The 15,097-nt window shown below is 55.2% G+C and carries 13 protein-coding genes; 10 read left to right on the top strand and 3 right to left on the bottom strand.

All coding sequences use genetic code 11. The annotated features are described in order from the left end of the window. Position 1: 1 nt before the first annotated feature. Complete coding sequence (locus IP582_RS06505) at positions 2–1,090, top strand: ABC transporter permease (RefSeq protein ID WP_193795440.1); 1,089 nt, start codon at positions 2–4, stop codon at positions 1,088–1,090. Between the two features lie 252 nt (positions 1,091–1,342). Here IP582_RS06505 and IP582_RS06500 read toward each other — a convergent pair whose 3' ends face one another. Beyond that, a complete protein-coding gene (locus IP582_RS06500; RefSeq protein WP_041852201.1) occupies positions 1,343–2,296 on the bottom strand; it encodes a sugar-binding transcriptional regulator in 954 nt (317 codons plus the stop codon). A gap of 316 nt (positions 2,297–2,612) precedes the next feature. Between IP582_RS06500 and IP582_RS06495 the strand changes: the two genes are divergently transcribed. Genes IP582_RS06495 through IP582_RS06480 form a run of 4 tightly spaced genes read left to right on the top strand, consistent with a single transcriptional unit; the run spans position 2,613 to position 7,377 of the window. After that, positions 2,613–3,443 carry a transketolase gene (locus IP582_RS06495; RefSeq protein ID WP_041852202.1) on the top strand — a complete coding sequence of 277 codons (831 nt, stop codon included), beginning with the start codon at positions 2,613–2,615 and terminating at the stop codon, positions 3,441–3,443. Further along, positions 3,436–4,380, top strand: a complete 945-nt coding sequence (locus tag IP582_RS06490; RefSeq protein ID WP_193795439.1) for a transketolase family protein — start codon at positions 3,436–3,438, stop codon at positions 4,378–4,380. Before IP582_RS06495 ends, IP582_RS06490 begins: the two co-directional genes overlap by 8 nt. A gap of 34 nt (positions 4,381–4,414) precedes the next feature. After that, positions 4,415–5,833: an L-fucose/L-arabinose isomerase family protein gene (locus IP582_RS06485; protein WP_193795438.1), complete on the top strand. Its 1,419-nt coding sequence runs from the start codon at positions 4,415–4,417 to the stop codon at positions 5,831–5,833. Between the two features lie 32 nt (positions 5,834–5,865). Continuing rightward, entirely contained in the window at positions 5,866–7,377 is a 1,512-nt protein-coding gene (locus IP582_RS06480; protein WP_193795437.1) for an FGGY family carbohydrate kinase, read from the top strand. Between the two features lie 71 nt (positions 7,378–7,448). Here IP582_RS06480 and IP582_RS06475 read toward each other — a convergent pair whose 3' ends face one another. Next, complete coding sequence (locus IP582_RS06475; RefSeq protein ID WP_071193916.1) at positions 7,449–7,601, bottom strand: Hok/Gef family protein; 153 nt, start codon at positions 7,599–7,601, stop codon at positions 7,449–7,451. Between the two features lie 405 nt (positions 7,602–8,006). Between IP582_RS06475 and IP582_RS06470 the strand changes: the two genes are divergently transcribed. From IP582_RS06470 to IP582_RS06450, 5 genes are all read left to right on the top strand, one after another. After that, positions 8,007–9,575: an ABC transporter substrate-binding protein gene (locus IP582_RS06470; protein ID WP_193795436.1), complete on the top strand. Its 1,569-nt coding sequence runs from the start codon at positions 8,007–8,009 to the stop codon at positions 9,573–9,575. A gap of 78 nt (positions 9,576–9,653) precedes the next feature. Continuing rightward, on the top strand, positions 9,654–10,676 hold the full coding sequence (locus IP582_RS06465; protein WP_193795435.1) for an ABC transporter permease: 1,023 nt from the start codon (positions 9,654–9,656) through the stop codon (positions 10,674–10,676). Next, entirely contained in the window at positions 10,676–11,509 is an 834-nt protein-coding gene (locus IP582_RS06460; protein ID WP_193795434.1) for an ABC transporter permease, read from the top strand. The genes IP582_RS06465 and IP582_RS06460 overlap by 1 nt, the downstream gene beginning before the upstream one ends. Beyond that, entirely contained in the window at positions 11,502–12,338 is an 837-nt protein-coding gene (locus IP582_RS06455; protein WP_193795433.1) for an ABC transporter ATP-binding protein, read from the top strand. Before IP582_RS06460 ends, IP582_RS06455 begins: the two co-directional genes overlap by 8 nt. Then, positions 12,325–13,029: an ABC transporter ATP-binding protein gene (locus IP582_RS06450; RefSeq protein ID WP_193795432.1), complete on the top strand. Its 705-nt coding sequence runs from the start codon at positions 12,325–12,327 to the stop codon at positions 13,027–13,029. Before IP582_RS06455 ends, IP582_RS06450 begins: the two co-directional genes overlap by 14 nt. A gap of 563 nt (positions 13,030–13,592) precedes the next feature. On the opposite strand, the gene IP582_RS06445 is transcribed toward IP582_RS06450, so the two are convergent. Beyond that, the gene (locus tag IP582_RS06445; RefSeq protein ID WP_193795431.1) at positions 13,593–14,933 is read right to left on the bottom strand and encodes an aspartate aminotransferase family protein; all 1,341 of its coding nucleotides are present in this window, start codon (positions 14,931–14,933) and stop codon (positions 13,593–13,595) included. Positions 14,934–15,097 lie beyond the last annotated feature (164 nt).

Here is a 15,097-nt window from a genome sequence, read left to right as displayed (position 1 = left end):
TATGAAAACAACACAGTCTGTGGCAGTGGCACCGCGCGCAAGCGCATCGCTGTCACGCGAAAGCATTCTGCTTCTCTTGTTAAAGCTGCGTACCTTTATCGCGCTGTTCCTGATTGTTGGCTTCTTTACCGCCACGGTGCCCGGCTTCCTCTCAACGGGCAGCCTGGTCATCATGATTAAACATATCGCTATTAACGCCTTCCTGGCGCTGGGCATTACGTTTGTCATCATCACCGCCGGGATCGATTTGTCCATCGGCGCAACGCTGGGCCTGTGCGGGATGATCGCCGGCTGGATGATCACTAAAGGCATCGTTCTGCCGATGTTTGGCATCGCCATCTTCCCCAGCGTCTGGGTGATTGTGCCGCTGGTGTTGCTGATTGGCGGCTTAATTGGCGCTGTGAATGGCTGGATAATCACCCGCTATAATGTCGCGCCGTTTATCTGCACGCTCGGTACGATGTATGTCCTGCGTGGTGCCGCGATGCTCACCTCCGACGGGCAAACCTTCCCGGGGCTTTCCGGCAATCCTTTGCTGGGCAATACCGGCTTTGATGAGATTGGCGCCGGTACGCTGTTTGGCATTCCGTGGGCTATCTGGCTGATGATCGTGCTGGCGGTGGTGATTGCCTATGTCGCGCGTCGCCTGCCCTTTGGCCGCCACGTTTATGCCATCGGCGATAACGAGCGTGCGGCAGAGCTTTCCGGCGTGAAAGTGAAGCAGGTAAAAATCTGGGTCTATACCATTTCCGGGTTCTGCGCGGCGCTGGCCGGGATTGTGGTCTCAGCACAGTTGCTGGCGAGCCACCCGGCGAACGGTACAGCCTTTGAAATGAACGCCATCGCTGCGGTGGTGCTTGGCGGAACCTCGCTGGCAGGCGGGCGCGGCACCGTGCTGGGGACACTGATCGGTGCCTTCGTTATCGGCTTCCTTGCCGATGGGCTGGTGATGATGGGCGTGAGTGAATTCTGGCAGATGGTGATTAAAGGTATCGTGATTATCGTTGCGGTCATCATCGATCAGATGCAGAACCGTATGCAGCAAAAAGCGGCGGTGATTGCGCAAAAAGCAGTGATAGAAAGTAAGTAGTTTTGTCGGTTTGGCCTGGGTTTCTCAGGCCTCAGATACCGACAAAAGGTCGCCCGGGTGGTGGCGGTGAACCCTCCTGGCACGTTCGCGTGTTCTGTCGCGACAGAAAAGCAAGGAACATAAGATGAACGTAACCCACCTCCCGTGCCGCATTTTCCCCCTCACCCCGGCCCTCTCCCTCAAGGGAGAGGGGACCGTTCGTGCTCGCATTTTTGTGGGGATGCCTCACCCCCGGGGGCGACGTACCCCAGGTCAGCCGTGGCTTACCAGACTACGCGCGGTGGCGTAATCCGTGATCAGGACATCAATATAATTTCCCTGCAACGCGCCGCGAATGGCATTGTGCTTTTCCGGCCCGCCCGCAAGCGCGATAACCTGCTGGCAGGCGCGTATTTGCTCCAGCTCCATGCCAATGACCGGGTCCTCCTCCTGGGTAAGGACGGGTTTGCCCGACGCATCGTAGTAATGCAGGCAGATATCCCCTACCGCGCCACGTTCGGAGAGCAAATGCAGCATATCTTCGTTGTAGTAGTTGCCGGAATTTTTCAACAATTGTGACGGCTCCAGCTCTCCAATCCCGACAATCGCCACATCGACCTCGGCAAATTTCGCCACCACCGCCGCCACATCCGGGCTATTTACCAGCCGTGCGCGCTCTTCAACCGAGTGCTCAATACTTTGCGAAGGCAGCAGCCAGGCCGGGCAGCCTAAATGTTCCGCCAGTTGTTGAGTCAGAATGGTCGCCTGCACGTTGCCGTTCGGCCCCACCCCGCCAAGAAGCTGAATAACCCCCTGGGCGCGGATATTTTGCGGGTGCATTTCATCGACCATGCAGCGAATGGTACTACTCCAGGCAGAGATCCCCACCAGGTCTTCCGGGCGGACGCGCGTTTCCACATAATGTGCCGCCGCGCTGCCGATGGCATGTTTTATCTGCGCATTGCTGGCATTTTCCCCCACATCCACCACAATTGCCTGACGGATGCCATACTGTTGCTCAATGGCCTTTTCCAGCGACACAAAAATATTGGTGGGCTGCACCACGGTAATTTTCACCAGCCCTTCTTTTTGACAGCGCGTCAGTGCGCGTGAGACAAATGACTGCGACAAGTTCAACAGCGAGGCAATCTCTGACTGCTTTTTGTTCTCGTTGTAATAAAGCGTGGCGATCTTCACCAGCAAACGCTGCTCATCCTGCTTTGACATTGGTTTCCCCTTCAATTCTCTCCTGTCATTTTTATTCATACCCGAATAGATAACAAGCTGCGCAATACCGGGCGTGAGGATCCAAATGTGATCCTATTCTCCTTTCTTCCAAATTTGCTTTCACAAGGCGTAGACAAACCTCCGGACAAAGCATATCTTTATTCATGAATAATAAATCAGTAGTGAATATATATTCAAAGCAATCACAACCTGACGTTTAATCTTGTGGGATCGACCGCAAAAGGGTGCGCAGGTGTGCTTTTTCACCCTGATTGAATATTTATTCAAGTTAGATTATAAATTCAAGAGGTGGACTATGAATCCGTTTTCGCTCTCTGTTGAGGAGCTTGAAAAAAAAGCACGCGCCGTGCGCCGTCGCATCATCGTGCTGAATGCCGAAAGTCCGGCAGGTGGGCACACGGGCGCAGACCTATCCCAGGTTGAGCTGCTGACAGCGCTTTACTTCCGCATTCTGAACTGTTCGCCAGAACTGAAAGAGAGCGATGAACGCGACATTTACATCCAGTCAAAAGGTCATGCGGTGGGCGGTTATTACTGCATTCTGGCGGAAGCCGGATTTATCCCTGTCGACTGGCTGGCAACCTATCAGCATCCCGATTCGCATCTGCCGGGCCATCCGGTAAAACATAAAACACCGGGCATCGAACTCAATACCGGCGCACTGGGCCACGGCCTGCCCGTTGCGGTCGGTATCGCGCTGGCGGCCAAGCGCAGCAACAGCAAACGCCGGGTGTTTGTCGTCACTGGTGATGGTGAACTGGCTGAGGGCAGTAACTGGGAAGCCGCGCTGGTCGCCGCCCATTACCAGCTCGATAACCTGATCATTATTAACGATAAAAACAGCCTTCAACTGGCCGGCCCAACCAAAGAGATCATGAACACCGATCCGCTGGATGAAAAATGGCGCGCCTTTGGCATGCAGGTTACCGAGTGTAAAGGTAACGATATGGCCGACGTGGTGGCGACGCTGGAAGGATTGCAGCCTGCGGGGAAACCGCACGTCGTGATTGCTTACACCACCAAAGGCGCTGGCATCTCCTTTATTCAGGGACGCCCGGAATGGCACCACCGGGTGCCGAAAGGTGAAGAAGTTGAACTGGCGCTGGAGGAACTGAAAGATGAGTAATAGCGAACATCTCGCAACGGTGATGGTGAATGCGTTTATCGACGCGGTTGACCGCGGGATAGACCTGGTGCCGGTGGTGGCAGACTCCACCTCCACGGCCAAGATCTCACCGTTTATGAAGAAATTCCCAGGCCGCCTGGTGAATGTCGGTATCGCCGAGCAAACGCTGGTGGGAGCCGCCGCAGGGCTTGCCATTGGCGGCAAAGTTGCGGTGACCTGTAATGCCGCGCCATTTTTGATCTCGCGTGCTAACGAACAGATCAAAGTAGATATTTGCTACAACAACACCAACGTGAAGCTGTTTGGCCTGAATGCCGGTGCCAGCTATGGCCCGCTGGCCAGTACGCACCATAGCATCGATGATATTTCCGTGTTGCGTGGTTTTGGCAATATCGAAATTTACGCCCCTTCCTGCCCTGTTGAATGCCGTCAAATAATTGACTATGCACTGGACCACGTCGGCCCGGTCTATATCCGCCTCGACGGTAAAGCGTTGCCGGAGCTGCATGATGAAGGTTATCAGTTCAAACCGGGTGATATTGATGTGCTGCGCGAAGGGAAAGACATTGCGCTGGTGGCGATGGGATCGACGGTCCACGAAATTGTCGCCGCCGCCACACAACTGGCAGAAGGCGGTATTGAGGCCTGTGTTATCAGTGTACCGTCTATTCGTCCGTGTAATACCTCGCAATTACTGGCCGCACTGAAAACCTGTAAAGCGGTCGTCAGCGTTGAAGAGCACAACGTCAACGGCGGCGTGGGCAGCCTGGTCGCCGAAGTACTGGCAGAAGCCGGACACGGCATCCCGCTGCGCCGCCTCGGTATCCCTGATGGTCAATATGCGATCGCCGCCGATCGGGCCTCCACCCGCGCACGCCATGAGATTGATGCCGCAGGTGTGGTGAAAAACGCCCATGAACTGCTGACACAGCAATAAGAATAATAAAGAACAACTTACTGGAGAGAGAGCAATGTCCCGAATTCCTCAACAACTGACTATGGCGGTGATTATTGGTAACCGCGGATTTTTCCCAAGCTACCTGGTGGCAGAAGCCCGTGAACAGGCGGTCGCCCTGTTTGGCCGTCTTGGCATTAAAACCATTATGCTTGATGAGACCCAGACCGAGCTCGGCGGTGTTGAAACTCGCCAGGATGCCAAAATCTGTGCCGAACTGTTCCGCGCCCACCGTGATGAAATTCACGGCGTGGTTGTGCTTCTGCCAAACTTCGGCGATGAAAAAGCGGTGGCGGAAACCCTGCGCCTGTCCGGTTTAAACGTCCCTGTTCTGGTACAGGCGGAAGAGGACAATCTGGATAAGATGGGGCTGGCGACGCGCCGCGATAGCTTCTGCGGCAAGATCTCCCTGTGCAACAACCTGCGCCAGTACGGCATCCCGTTCACCCTGACAACACAGCACGTTTGCGCCCTGAGCGGCGAGGTTTTCGAGCAGGATCTGAAACGTTTTGAACAAATTTGCCGCGTGGTGAGCAGCATGCGTGGCGTTCGCGTGGGGGCCATCGGCGCACGTCCGGCCGGTTTCAACACCGTACGTTACAGCGAAAAACTGCTCGAACGCCTGGGCATTGCAGTGGAAACCCTGGATCTGTCCGAAGTTTTTACCCGCATCAAATTGCTGCGTGATGATGATATCCGCGTTGATGAGAAGCGCCGTCTGCTGATGGATAACGCCGATGCCAGCGGTATCGCCGCGGACAAACTGGTCACCATGGCGAAGCTGTTTGTGGTGATCAGCGAATGGGTTATCGCCAACGATATCGACACCACGGCCATTCAGTGCTGGACCTCGTTGCAGGAAAACCTGGGCATTAACGTCTGCTCCATCATGAGCGTGATGTCCGGTCAACTGATGCCGTCAGCCTGTGAAGTCGACGTGATGGGCGCGCTTTCTATGTACGCACTGGCAAGCGCCAATATGAGCCCGGCCTCGATTGCCGACTGGAACAACAACTTTGGCGACGATCGCGACAAATGCGTGCTGTTTCACTGCGGTAACTTCGCCGCCGCCAGCCTGGAAACCCCGCATATGGGCACCGCGGACATCATCGGTACGACCGTGGGTAAAGAGAACACCTGTGGCGCGGTGCATGGCCGCCTGAAATCCGGCCCCCTCACCTATTTCCGTCTAAGTACTGACGATTTAACCGGTGAAATCAAAGCCTACGTGGGCGAAGGCAAATCCGTTGACGATCCGCTGGATACTGTCGGTTGTCGCGCAGTCATTCAGGTTCCGCATCTGGAAGAGTTACTCACCTATATTTGCCGTAACGGTTTTGAGCACCACGTGGCGATGAACCATGCGGCCAGTGGCGCCATCCTGCATGAAGCCTTTACGCGCTATCTCGGCGTTGATACTTACCTGCACCAGTAATGCAGTGCGCATGGGCCTGATGGAGAAATACCATGTCGAAAGATATTGTCATCGCGCTTGATGAGGGGACAACGAACGCCAAAGCCGTCGCGCTGGATGCTCAGGGCAATGTGGTGGCGAAAAGCGCGCGCCCGTTGACCATCCAGACACCCCGCGAGGGCTGGGTAGAGCAGTCTGGGGAAGCGCTATTGCAGGCGTCACTGGCGGTAATAAGCGAGGTGATTGCGCAGGTTGGCCCCGAGCGAGTAGCGGCGCTGGCGATCAGCAATCAGCGGGAAACGGCCATTGGTTGGTATCGCGCAAGCGGGTTGCCGTTAGGTCCGGCCATAACCTGGCAATGTTCACGTACGGCAGATTTTTGCCATGCTCTGCGCGAGCAAGGTCAGGACGCTAAAATTAAAGCGGTAACAGGGCTGCCCGTTGCCCCATTGTTTTCCGCATCCAAAATGCGCTGGCTGTTAAATTCGCTGCCCAATGGTCGGGGGCTGGCGGAACAAGGTGAAATTTGTCTTGGCACAATAGATAGCTGGCTGCTCTGGCACCTGACGGCGGGCGAGTCATTTTGCTGCGACTACTCGAATGCCTCGCGCACACAGTTACTGAATCTTAATACCGCCGACTGGGACGCGGAGATGCTCACACTCTTCCAGATCCCCCGTCAGGCGCTACCGGAAATTCGCCCCTCCAGTGGATTGTTTGGCTACACCAAAGGGCTGGACGCCATCCCGGAGGGTATCCCGGTGCTGGCGATGATCGGCGATTCGCACGCCGCGTTGTTCGCCCACGGCCTTGGCGCCGCCGGGTGTGTGAAAGCGACCTACGGCACGGGGTCATCGGTGATGGCTCCGGTGGTCTCCGCGCAGTGTGACGTGAAATCACTGGCGACCACCGTAGCGTGGCATGATGGCGAACGGCTGGTGTACGGGCTGGAAGGCAACATTCCTCATACCGGCGATGCAGTGGCATGGATGGCGGAAAGCACAGGATTAAGCGAGCTGCCGGAAGCGGAACTGGCGCAAGCGCTGAATACGCTACCGGCCTCAGTGGAATCAACACTCGGCGTCTATTTTGTTCCGGCGCTGACGGGCCTTGGCGCCCCCTGGTGGGACGAAGATGCGCGTGGTCTGATTCATGGCCTGAGCCGTGGCGTCAAGCGCGCGCATCTGGTTCGCGCAGCGCTGGAGTCGATCACCTACCAGATTGCCGACGTGGTGGTTACCATGCGCCAGCACGGCGATTTCGCCTTAAAAGCGCTGATGGTCGATGGCGGTCCTACCAGGAACGACTGGCTGATGCAATATCAGGCCGACCTGCTGGGTTGCCCGGTGATGCGCAGCGACGTCCCGGAGCTATCAGCTATGGGAGCGGCACTGCTGGCACGAAAGGCGCTGTTGCAGGTCGATACCGAACAGCTTAGCCAGTATCTTCCCGAACATGCGACGTTCACACCGGATGAACAGCGTCACGACAGATTGCAAAAACGCTGGCATGACTGGCAAAGCGCAGTACAGCTTGCCCGCATACAAAAAACACAGCCAGGCTAAAGAGTTTGGGTGCGTGAGGATCCCACCTGACAAGATGATTTGCGGGGATTGCTCCCCGCAATTCAGGTTAGCTACTTCTTCGGTTCGTAAGCGAGAACAGCTTTAAACTCAATACCACGTTGCCTGTAGCTCATCTCGCAAAGCGAGTCGCGTACTAACAGCGTGAAACCCAGTGCAGTCATACACAGCACCACGATCGCCACCAGGGCGTACTTCGTTAGCATGTCGTTGCCTCCGTGCAAAAAAGAGACTAACATCCAACTTGTCGAGGGTTGGATGATAAGCCTCAGGTTGATAACACTATCTCCTGGGGCTTTCACCTTTCTGAACCCTGCAAATGCCTGACTCAGAAAGCCTCAGGCACCCACGAGAATGCTACCCGCTTACTTCCCTCTGTACGAATAAAACTGTATTTATATCCAGTTAAACTCAATTTTTCAGAAAACATAAAAACGCTAAAAATCCCACCGCTTTTTCATCTTTGTTTGGCTCCATTTTCATAGCCAAATAATCTGGCTTATGCCTTAAGCGCATAAATAAAGACGAATTTAAACTTTAAGAAAAATCGGAAGCAGCCTACTTTAGCGATACAAAATAATGACACTAAATTAACTTTACAGGGATCTCATATGACCAAAAAACTGCTGCCTCTCGTCATCATGACGCTGCTCTCTGCCACCAGCTATGCGGCAACGCCGCCAGATACCCTGGTTGTTGCACAAGGTCTGGACGATATTGTCAGCCTGGATCCGGCAGAGGCCAATGAGCTTTCCAGTATCCAGACCGTTCCAAGCCTTTACGAGCGCCTGGTCCAGCCGGATCGTGAGAACCCTGAAAAGATTAACCCGGTGTTGGCAGAAAGCTGGCAGCCCGATGCGGCCGCCAAAACCCTGACCATAAAACTGAAAAGTGACGCGAAGTTTGCCTCCGGTAACCCGCTGCGCCCTGAGGATGTGATTTTCTCCTATACCCGCGCGGTCACCATGAACAAATCCCCGGCCTTTATTCTTAACGTCCTGGGCTGGGAACCGGACAATATCGCCAGCCAGTTAAAGAAAATCGACGATCATACGATCCAGTTGCACTGGACGGCGGATGTCAGCCCGGCAGTGGCACTGAATATTCTCTCCACGCCTATCGCCTCAATCATAGATGAGAAACTGGTCAGCGCGAACGTCAAAGACAATGATTTTGGTAACGCCTGGCTAAAACTGCACTCTGCGGGCAGCGGCGCGTACAAAATGCGCGTTTATCAACCGCATCAGGCTATCGTACTGGACGCCAATCCCACTTCACCTGGCGGCGCGCCCAAACTAAAAAATATCATTATTAAAAACGTGCCGGACCCGGCTTCCCGTCGTCTGTTAATTCAACAGGGCGATGCAGATGTGGCGCGCGATCTTGGTGCCGATCAGATTAGCGCGCTGACAGATAAGAAAGGCATTAAGGTGCTGAGTATTCCGTCTGCTGAGCAGAACTATCTGGTGTTTAACGCCGGTAACAGCGCGAACCCGTTGCTGAACAATCCCGCATTCTGGGAGGCGGCACGCTGGCTGGTCGATTACGACGGCATCACCAAAGATCTGCTGAAAGGGCAATATTTTGTCCACCAGAGTTTCCTGCCAGTCGGCCTGCCAGGCGCGCTGGAAGATAACCCGTTTAAATTCGACCCGGCAAAAGCAAAAGAGATCCTCGCCAAAGCGGGCATTAAGGATGCGCACTTCACCCTGGACGTCGAAAACAAACCGCCGTTCATTACCATCGCCCAGTCTATGCAAGCCAGTTTTGCTCAGGGCGGCGTGAAGGTAGATCTGTTACCCGCTGCGGGTAGCCAGGTCTATGCCCGCGTGCGTGCCAAACAGCATCAGGCGGCGATTCGTCTGTGGATCCCCGATTATTTTGACGCCCACTCCAACGCCAGCGCCTTCGCCTATAATGACGGGAAATCCAGTACGGTTGCCGGATTGAATGGCTGGCAGATCCCTGAATTAAGCAAAGCCACGCTCGCGGCCGTTGCCGAGCCGGATGCCGCCAAACGTCTGGAGCTCTACAAAAAAATGCAGCAAGAGTTGCAGCATAAATCCCCTTATATCTTTGTTGATCAAGGGAAAACGCAAATCGTGGTGCGTGATAATGTGAAAGGCTACCAGCAAGGGTTAAATGCCGATATGGTGTGGTATGACCGCGTAACCAAGTAAGTTAGCGATTGCGCCGTTGACCCTTTCTCATTACGTGAAAGGGTCATCATTAAAGAACGATGCCATTAAGAGTTAGTCATGTCCCACATCTCACCCAGGCTGTTACGGGTTATCCAGACCCTGATAACCCTCGCCCTGACGTTATTTGGTCTGTTACTGGTTACCTTTTCACTCTCAGCACTCTCGCCCGTTGACCGTGTGCTGCAAATCGTCGGTGACCATGCCAGCCAGTCGACCTATGACCAGGTCCGCCACCAACTCGGGCTGGATCAACCGCTGCCCGTGCAGTTCTGGCACTATTTACTCAATCTGTCTCACGGTGATTTAGGCACCGCCAGCGCCACCGGACAGCCCGTCTTGCAGGATCTGCTCTCCGCCTTTCCTGCCACGCTGGAGCTGGCTACCCTGGCATTGGTTATCGGTACCGCGTTGGGTATTCTCGCGGGCGTATTATGTGCCCGTTTTGCCGGTTCCCCGCTGGATCTGGCCGTGCGCACTTTTACCCTGCTCGGTAACTCTGTCCCTATCTTCTGGCTCGGTCTGTTAATGCTGGCGCTGTTCTACGCGAACCTGCAATGGAGCGCAGGCCCCGGCAGGCTGGATGATATTTATCAGTACACTGTCACCCCGCAGACCGGCTTTGTGCTTATCGATACCTGGCTTTCCGGTGACAGTCAGGCATTCAGAAATGCCCTTAGCCATATGGTACTTCCGGTCACCCTGCTTGCTTACTATTCTCTGGCCAGCATTACGCGACTAACCCGCTCGGCCTGCCTTGGCGAAATGAATAAAGAGTATATCTTGCTGGCACGCGCAAAGGGGGCTGGCGAGATGACAATCATGCTGCGCCATGTCCTGCCAAATATTCGCGGCACGCTCCTGACCGTGATTGCGCTGTCCTATACCAGCATGCTGGAAGGCGCAGTGCTGACAGAGACCGTCTTTTCCTGGCCGGGTATTGGCCGCTATCTCACGACCGCGCTGTTTGCCGGTGACACCACGGCGATTATGGGCGGCACACTGGTTATCGGTGTCTGCTTTGTCCTGATAAATAACCTCGCCGATATGCTGGTACGGCTCACTGACCCGAGGATTCGCTAATGCCGACGACTCTCTTTTTACGCCGTCTGCGCCATTCGCCTGCGGGTTTTAGCGGATTGATTATTGTGGTGTTACTCCTGCTGGTTGCCATCCTGGCGCCGTGGCTGGCACCGCAAGACCCCAACTGGCAGGATGCCGCATCGCGCTTACAGCCGCCCTCGGCTGCACACTGGTTGGGAACCGACAGCTATGGCCGTGATTTGCTGTCACGGCTCATTTATGGCACGCGTCCGGCGCTGGGGCTGGTGGCCCTGGTCACCCTCATTACGCTGCCTGCCGGTCTGCTGGTCGGTATTTTGTCTGGCTATTACGGTGGCTGGCTGGAACGCGTTCTGATGCGCTTTACCGATGTGGTCATGTCCATGCCGCGTCTCATCCTCGCGTTTGCGTTTGTCGCCATGCTTGGCCCGGGCCTCGTCAATGGCGCACTCGCCCTCGCGCTGACTACCTGGCCTGCCTATGCGCGTCAGGCACGTAGCGAGATCCAGCGACTTCGTCACAGCGATTACCTGGCTGCGGCTGAGATGATGGGAATTCGCGGCTGGCGGCTGTTACTGGGGCATATTCTGCCACTCTGCCTGCCATCCGCGATTGTGCGTCTGGCTCTGGAACTGGCGGGCATTATCCTTGCCGCCGCCGGACTGGGTTTTCTGGGCCTGGGGGCTCGCCCACCGATGGCGGAATGGGGCGCCATGATCGCCGATGGTATGCAAGTTATCTTCGATCAATGGTGGATTGCCGCAGCCCCTGGCGCGGTCATCTTACTGGCGAGTCTTGCGTTTAACCTGCTGGGCGATGGCCTGCGTGATGTACTGGAGCTACAACATGACTGAAAAACGAATTATCGTATCGGGTCTTAATGTTGATTATCCCGGCGCCCGCGTGGTCAATAACCTGAGTTTCACCTTGGGCAATGAACGCCTTGCGCTGGTGGGGGAATCTGGTTCCGGTAAATCAATGACCGCCCGTGCCCTGATGGGGCTGGTACGTAAACCTGGCAAGGTCAGCGCCAGTGAGCTGAGCGTATCCGGGCATGATTTACTGACCATGGAGAATAAAGCGTGGCGCGCCCTGCGTGGCAATGGCATTGCGATGGTACTGCAAGACCCGCGCTATGCGCTTAATCCAGTCCAAACTGTGCATGCACAACTGGACGAAGCCCTGACGCTTCATCAGCGCCTGAACCGCAAACAGCGGCTGGAAAAAATAAACGAGGCATTGCGCGCCGTGGAACTGGAACCTGCGGTGTTGCAACGCTACCCCGGAGAGCTTTCCGGTGGTATGGGCCAGCGCGTGATGATCGCCATCGCGCTGGTTAACGACCCGCAGGTGCTAATAGCGGATGAACCGACCTCAGCGCTAGACGCGCGCCTGCGCAATCAAATCCTTGAACTGCTGGTGGAGCAGTGTGAGCAGCGGCAAATGGCCATGCTGCTTATCAGTCACGATTTACCGCTGGTCGCGCAGCACTGTCATCGCGTGCTGGTGATGTATCAGGGGCAAAAGGTGGATGAAATGACCGCCAGCGAACTTCCCAATGCCACGCATCCTTACACGCGCACGCTGTGGACCTGTCGACCACAGGCGCAGACCTATGGACAAATGCTCCCGACACTTGATCGCAGCCAAATCTTTACGGAGTCAGACCATGGTCATCGCTGAAATTCGCCATCTGGAAGTAAGCTTCGGGGAAAAAACCGTCGTCCGTGATGCCAGTTTTAGCCTCGAACAGGGTGAGACATTTAGCCTGATTGGCGCATCAGGCTGCGGTAAATCCACCCTGATGCGCGTACTGGCAGGGCTGCAGCGTGACTGGCGTGGTGAAATCTCACTCTTCGGCTCAGAGATAAAAGCGGGCACGCGTTACCTGGGGGCATTGCGACGCAACGTACAAATGGTCTTTCAGGATCCGTACGCTTCACTGCATCCCAACCATACGCTGTATCGTACTCTCGCAGAACCGCTACAGATTCACCGTGAGAAAGCGGTAGACCAGCGCGTCAGCACGGCGCTGGAAGAGGTGGGGCTGCCTGCGGATGCCGCCAGACGCTATCCACATCAACTCTCAGGTGGTCAGCGTCAGCGTGTGGCGATCGCCCGGGCATTGCTCTTGCGACCACAGATTCTTCTGCTTGATGAGCCAACCTCAGCGCTGGATATGTCGATCCAGGCAGAAATCCTCAACTTACTGAACCGTCTGAAAGACCAGCACAATATGAGTTATCTGTTGGTTAGCCACGATGCCGATGTCATTGCGCATATGTCAGACCGGGCCGCCTTTATGGCGAACGGTAAAATCGAGCGCTTTTTTGACCGGGATGCGCTGGCACGTGGCGAACACCGTATGGGGTAAGTGAAAAGGGTTTGGGTGCGTGAGGATCCCACCTGACAAGATGATTTGCGGGGATGGCTCCCCGCAATTCAGCTACTTCTTCGATTGTTCGCGAGACTCGCCTTAAATCAAAACATCAGGCTATCTTCTTTGCCAGTTTTGACCAGGGCAGTGCTCACAATCCTCACGTACTTCGTGTACGCTCCGGTTGTTGCGCGCTGTCCGTGTCAAAACTGGCTGCAGCGAAAACGCCTGATGTTCCGATTTCGAACTTTCAAAAAATGGTCAGAGTCCCTCTACAAGAGGCACCGCACCACGATCGCCACCAGGGCGTACTTCATTAGCATGTCGTTGCCTCCGTGCAAAAAAGAGACTAACATCCAACTTGTTGAGGGTTGGGATGTAAGCCTCAGGTGGATAACACTATCTCCTGGGGCTTTCACCTTTCTGAACCCTGCAAATGCCTGGCTCAGAAAGCCTCAGGCACCCGCGAGCATCCTAACCTTTTCATTCCCTTCGCACGAAAGAAAAGCTGTATTTATATCCAGTTAAATTCACTTTTCAGAATATGTTCAGACGTGACGCTATGACTTCGCCAGGCTGCCAAACTGCCCAAGCACGGCATCAAAAATCGCTAACCCTTTTTGCACTTCGGCGGCACTCATAGTGCAAGGCGGCACCACGTGAATGCGGTTTTCAGCGACAAAAGGCAAAATCCCGGCGTTGAGCAACGCGCCTTTGATCGCCGCCATATCGGCTGCGGCTACTGGCGTTTTCGCCACGCGGTCGGTGACCAGCTCCAGCGCCTGGAACATACCACGACCACGCACATCACCGATCAACGCATGTTTTTGCGCCAGCGACGTCAGGCCAGCGCGCAACACGCCGTCCCCCACCGTTGCCGCGTTTTCTACCACTTTTTCATCTTTCATCGCATCGAGCGTGGCGACAATGGCCGACATCGCCAGCGGATGGCCGGAATAGGTCAGGCCGCCTGCAAAGAAGTGGTCGTCAAAGTAATGTGAGATTTTTTCGGAAATAATGACGCCGCCCGCCGGTACGTAACCCGCATTAACACCTTTTGCGAAGGTGATGAGATCGGGAACAATGCCATCCTGCTCGAACGCAAACCAGCTACCTGTGCGACCGAAACCGGCCATCACTTCATCGACAATCAGCACAATGCCGAACTCATCTGCCAGTGCGCGCACCCCCTGCATATAGCCTTTTGGCGGCACCAGAATCCCGGCTGTACCCGGTACGGATTCCAGCAAAATAGCGGCAACAGAATTCGGCCCTTCACACTCAATCATCCGGCGCAGATGCGCCAGCGCGCGCTGACACTCTTCTTCTTCGGTCGTGGCGTTAAACTCGCTGCGATACAGGTACGGGTTAAAGAAGTGAACGTGTCCACGGGCATATTCATTCGGAATACGGCGGGGATCGCCCGTGGCCACTATGGCGCTACCGGTATTCCCGTGGTAAGAACGGTAGGCAGAAAAAATCTTGTCACGCCCGGTATACATACGCGCCATACGCATGGCGTTTTCGTTGGCGTCGGCCCCGGCGTTCGTAAAGAACACTTTGCTAAAGCCTTCGGGCGCCAGATCAACAATCCGTTTTGCCGCTTCGCCGCGTGCGAGGTTTGCCGTCGCCGGCGCAATAGTGGTCAATGATTCCAGTTGTGCCTTCATCGCCGCCAGAACACGCGGATGCTGATAACCGATATTGACGTTTACCAGTTGGCTACTGAAATCCAGATACGTATTGCCATCGTAATCCCACAATTCGCACCCTTGTGCACCGGCGATCACCAGCGGATTGAGGTTGCCTTGCATCGACCATGAATGGAACACATACGAACGGTCCAGCTGACGTACATCATCGTTGGTTATCGCCATCTCGCTCTGAAGTGCCAGTTTCATACCCTGCTCCTTTCATACCGTTGTTGTTGATTCCATCATGCGGCGCACCTGGCGCAGTCAGGTAGAGCCAGTCTTGTTAGCGGCATGTGACACACGTGTCACATATTTACTCACCAACTGGCTCTGTCTCTCCTGCGCGCGCGTTTTTTATAGTGGCGGAAGAA

It is taken from the genome of Citrobacter sp. BDA59-3 (assembly GCF_015167655.1).
GTDB classification, from domain to species: Bacteria; Pseudomonadota; Gammaproteobacteria; order Enterobacterales; family Enterobacteriaceae; genus Phytobacter; species Phytobacter diazotrophicus.
Note: the sequence above shows the minus strand (reverse complement) of the source record. Positions and strands in the feature narration are given on the sequence as shown.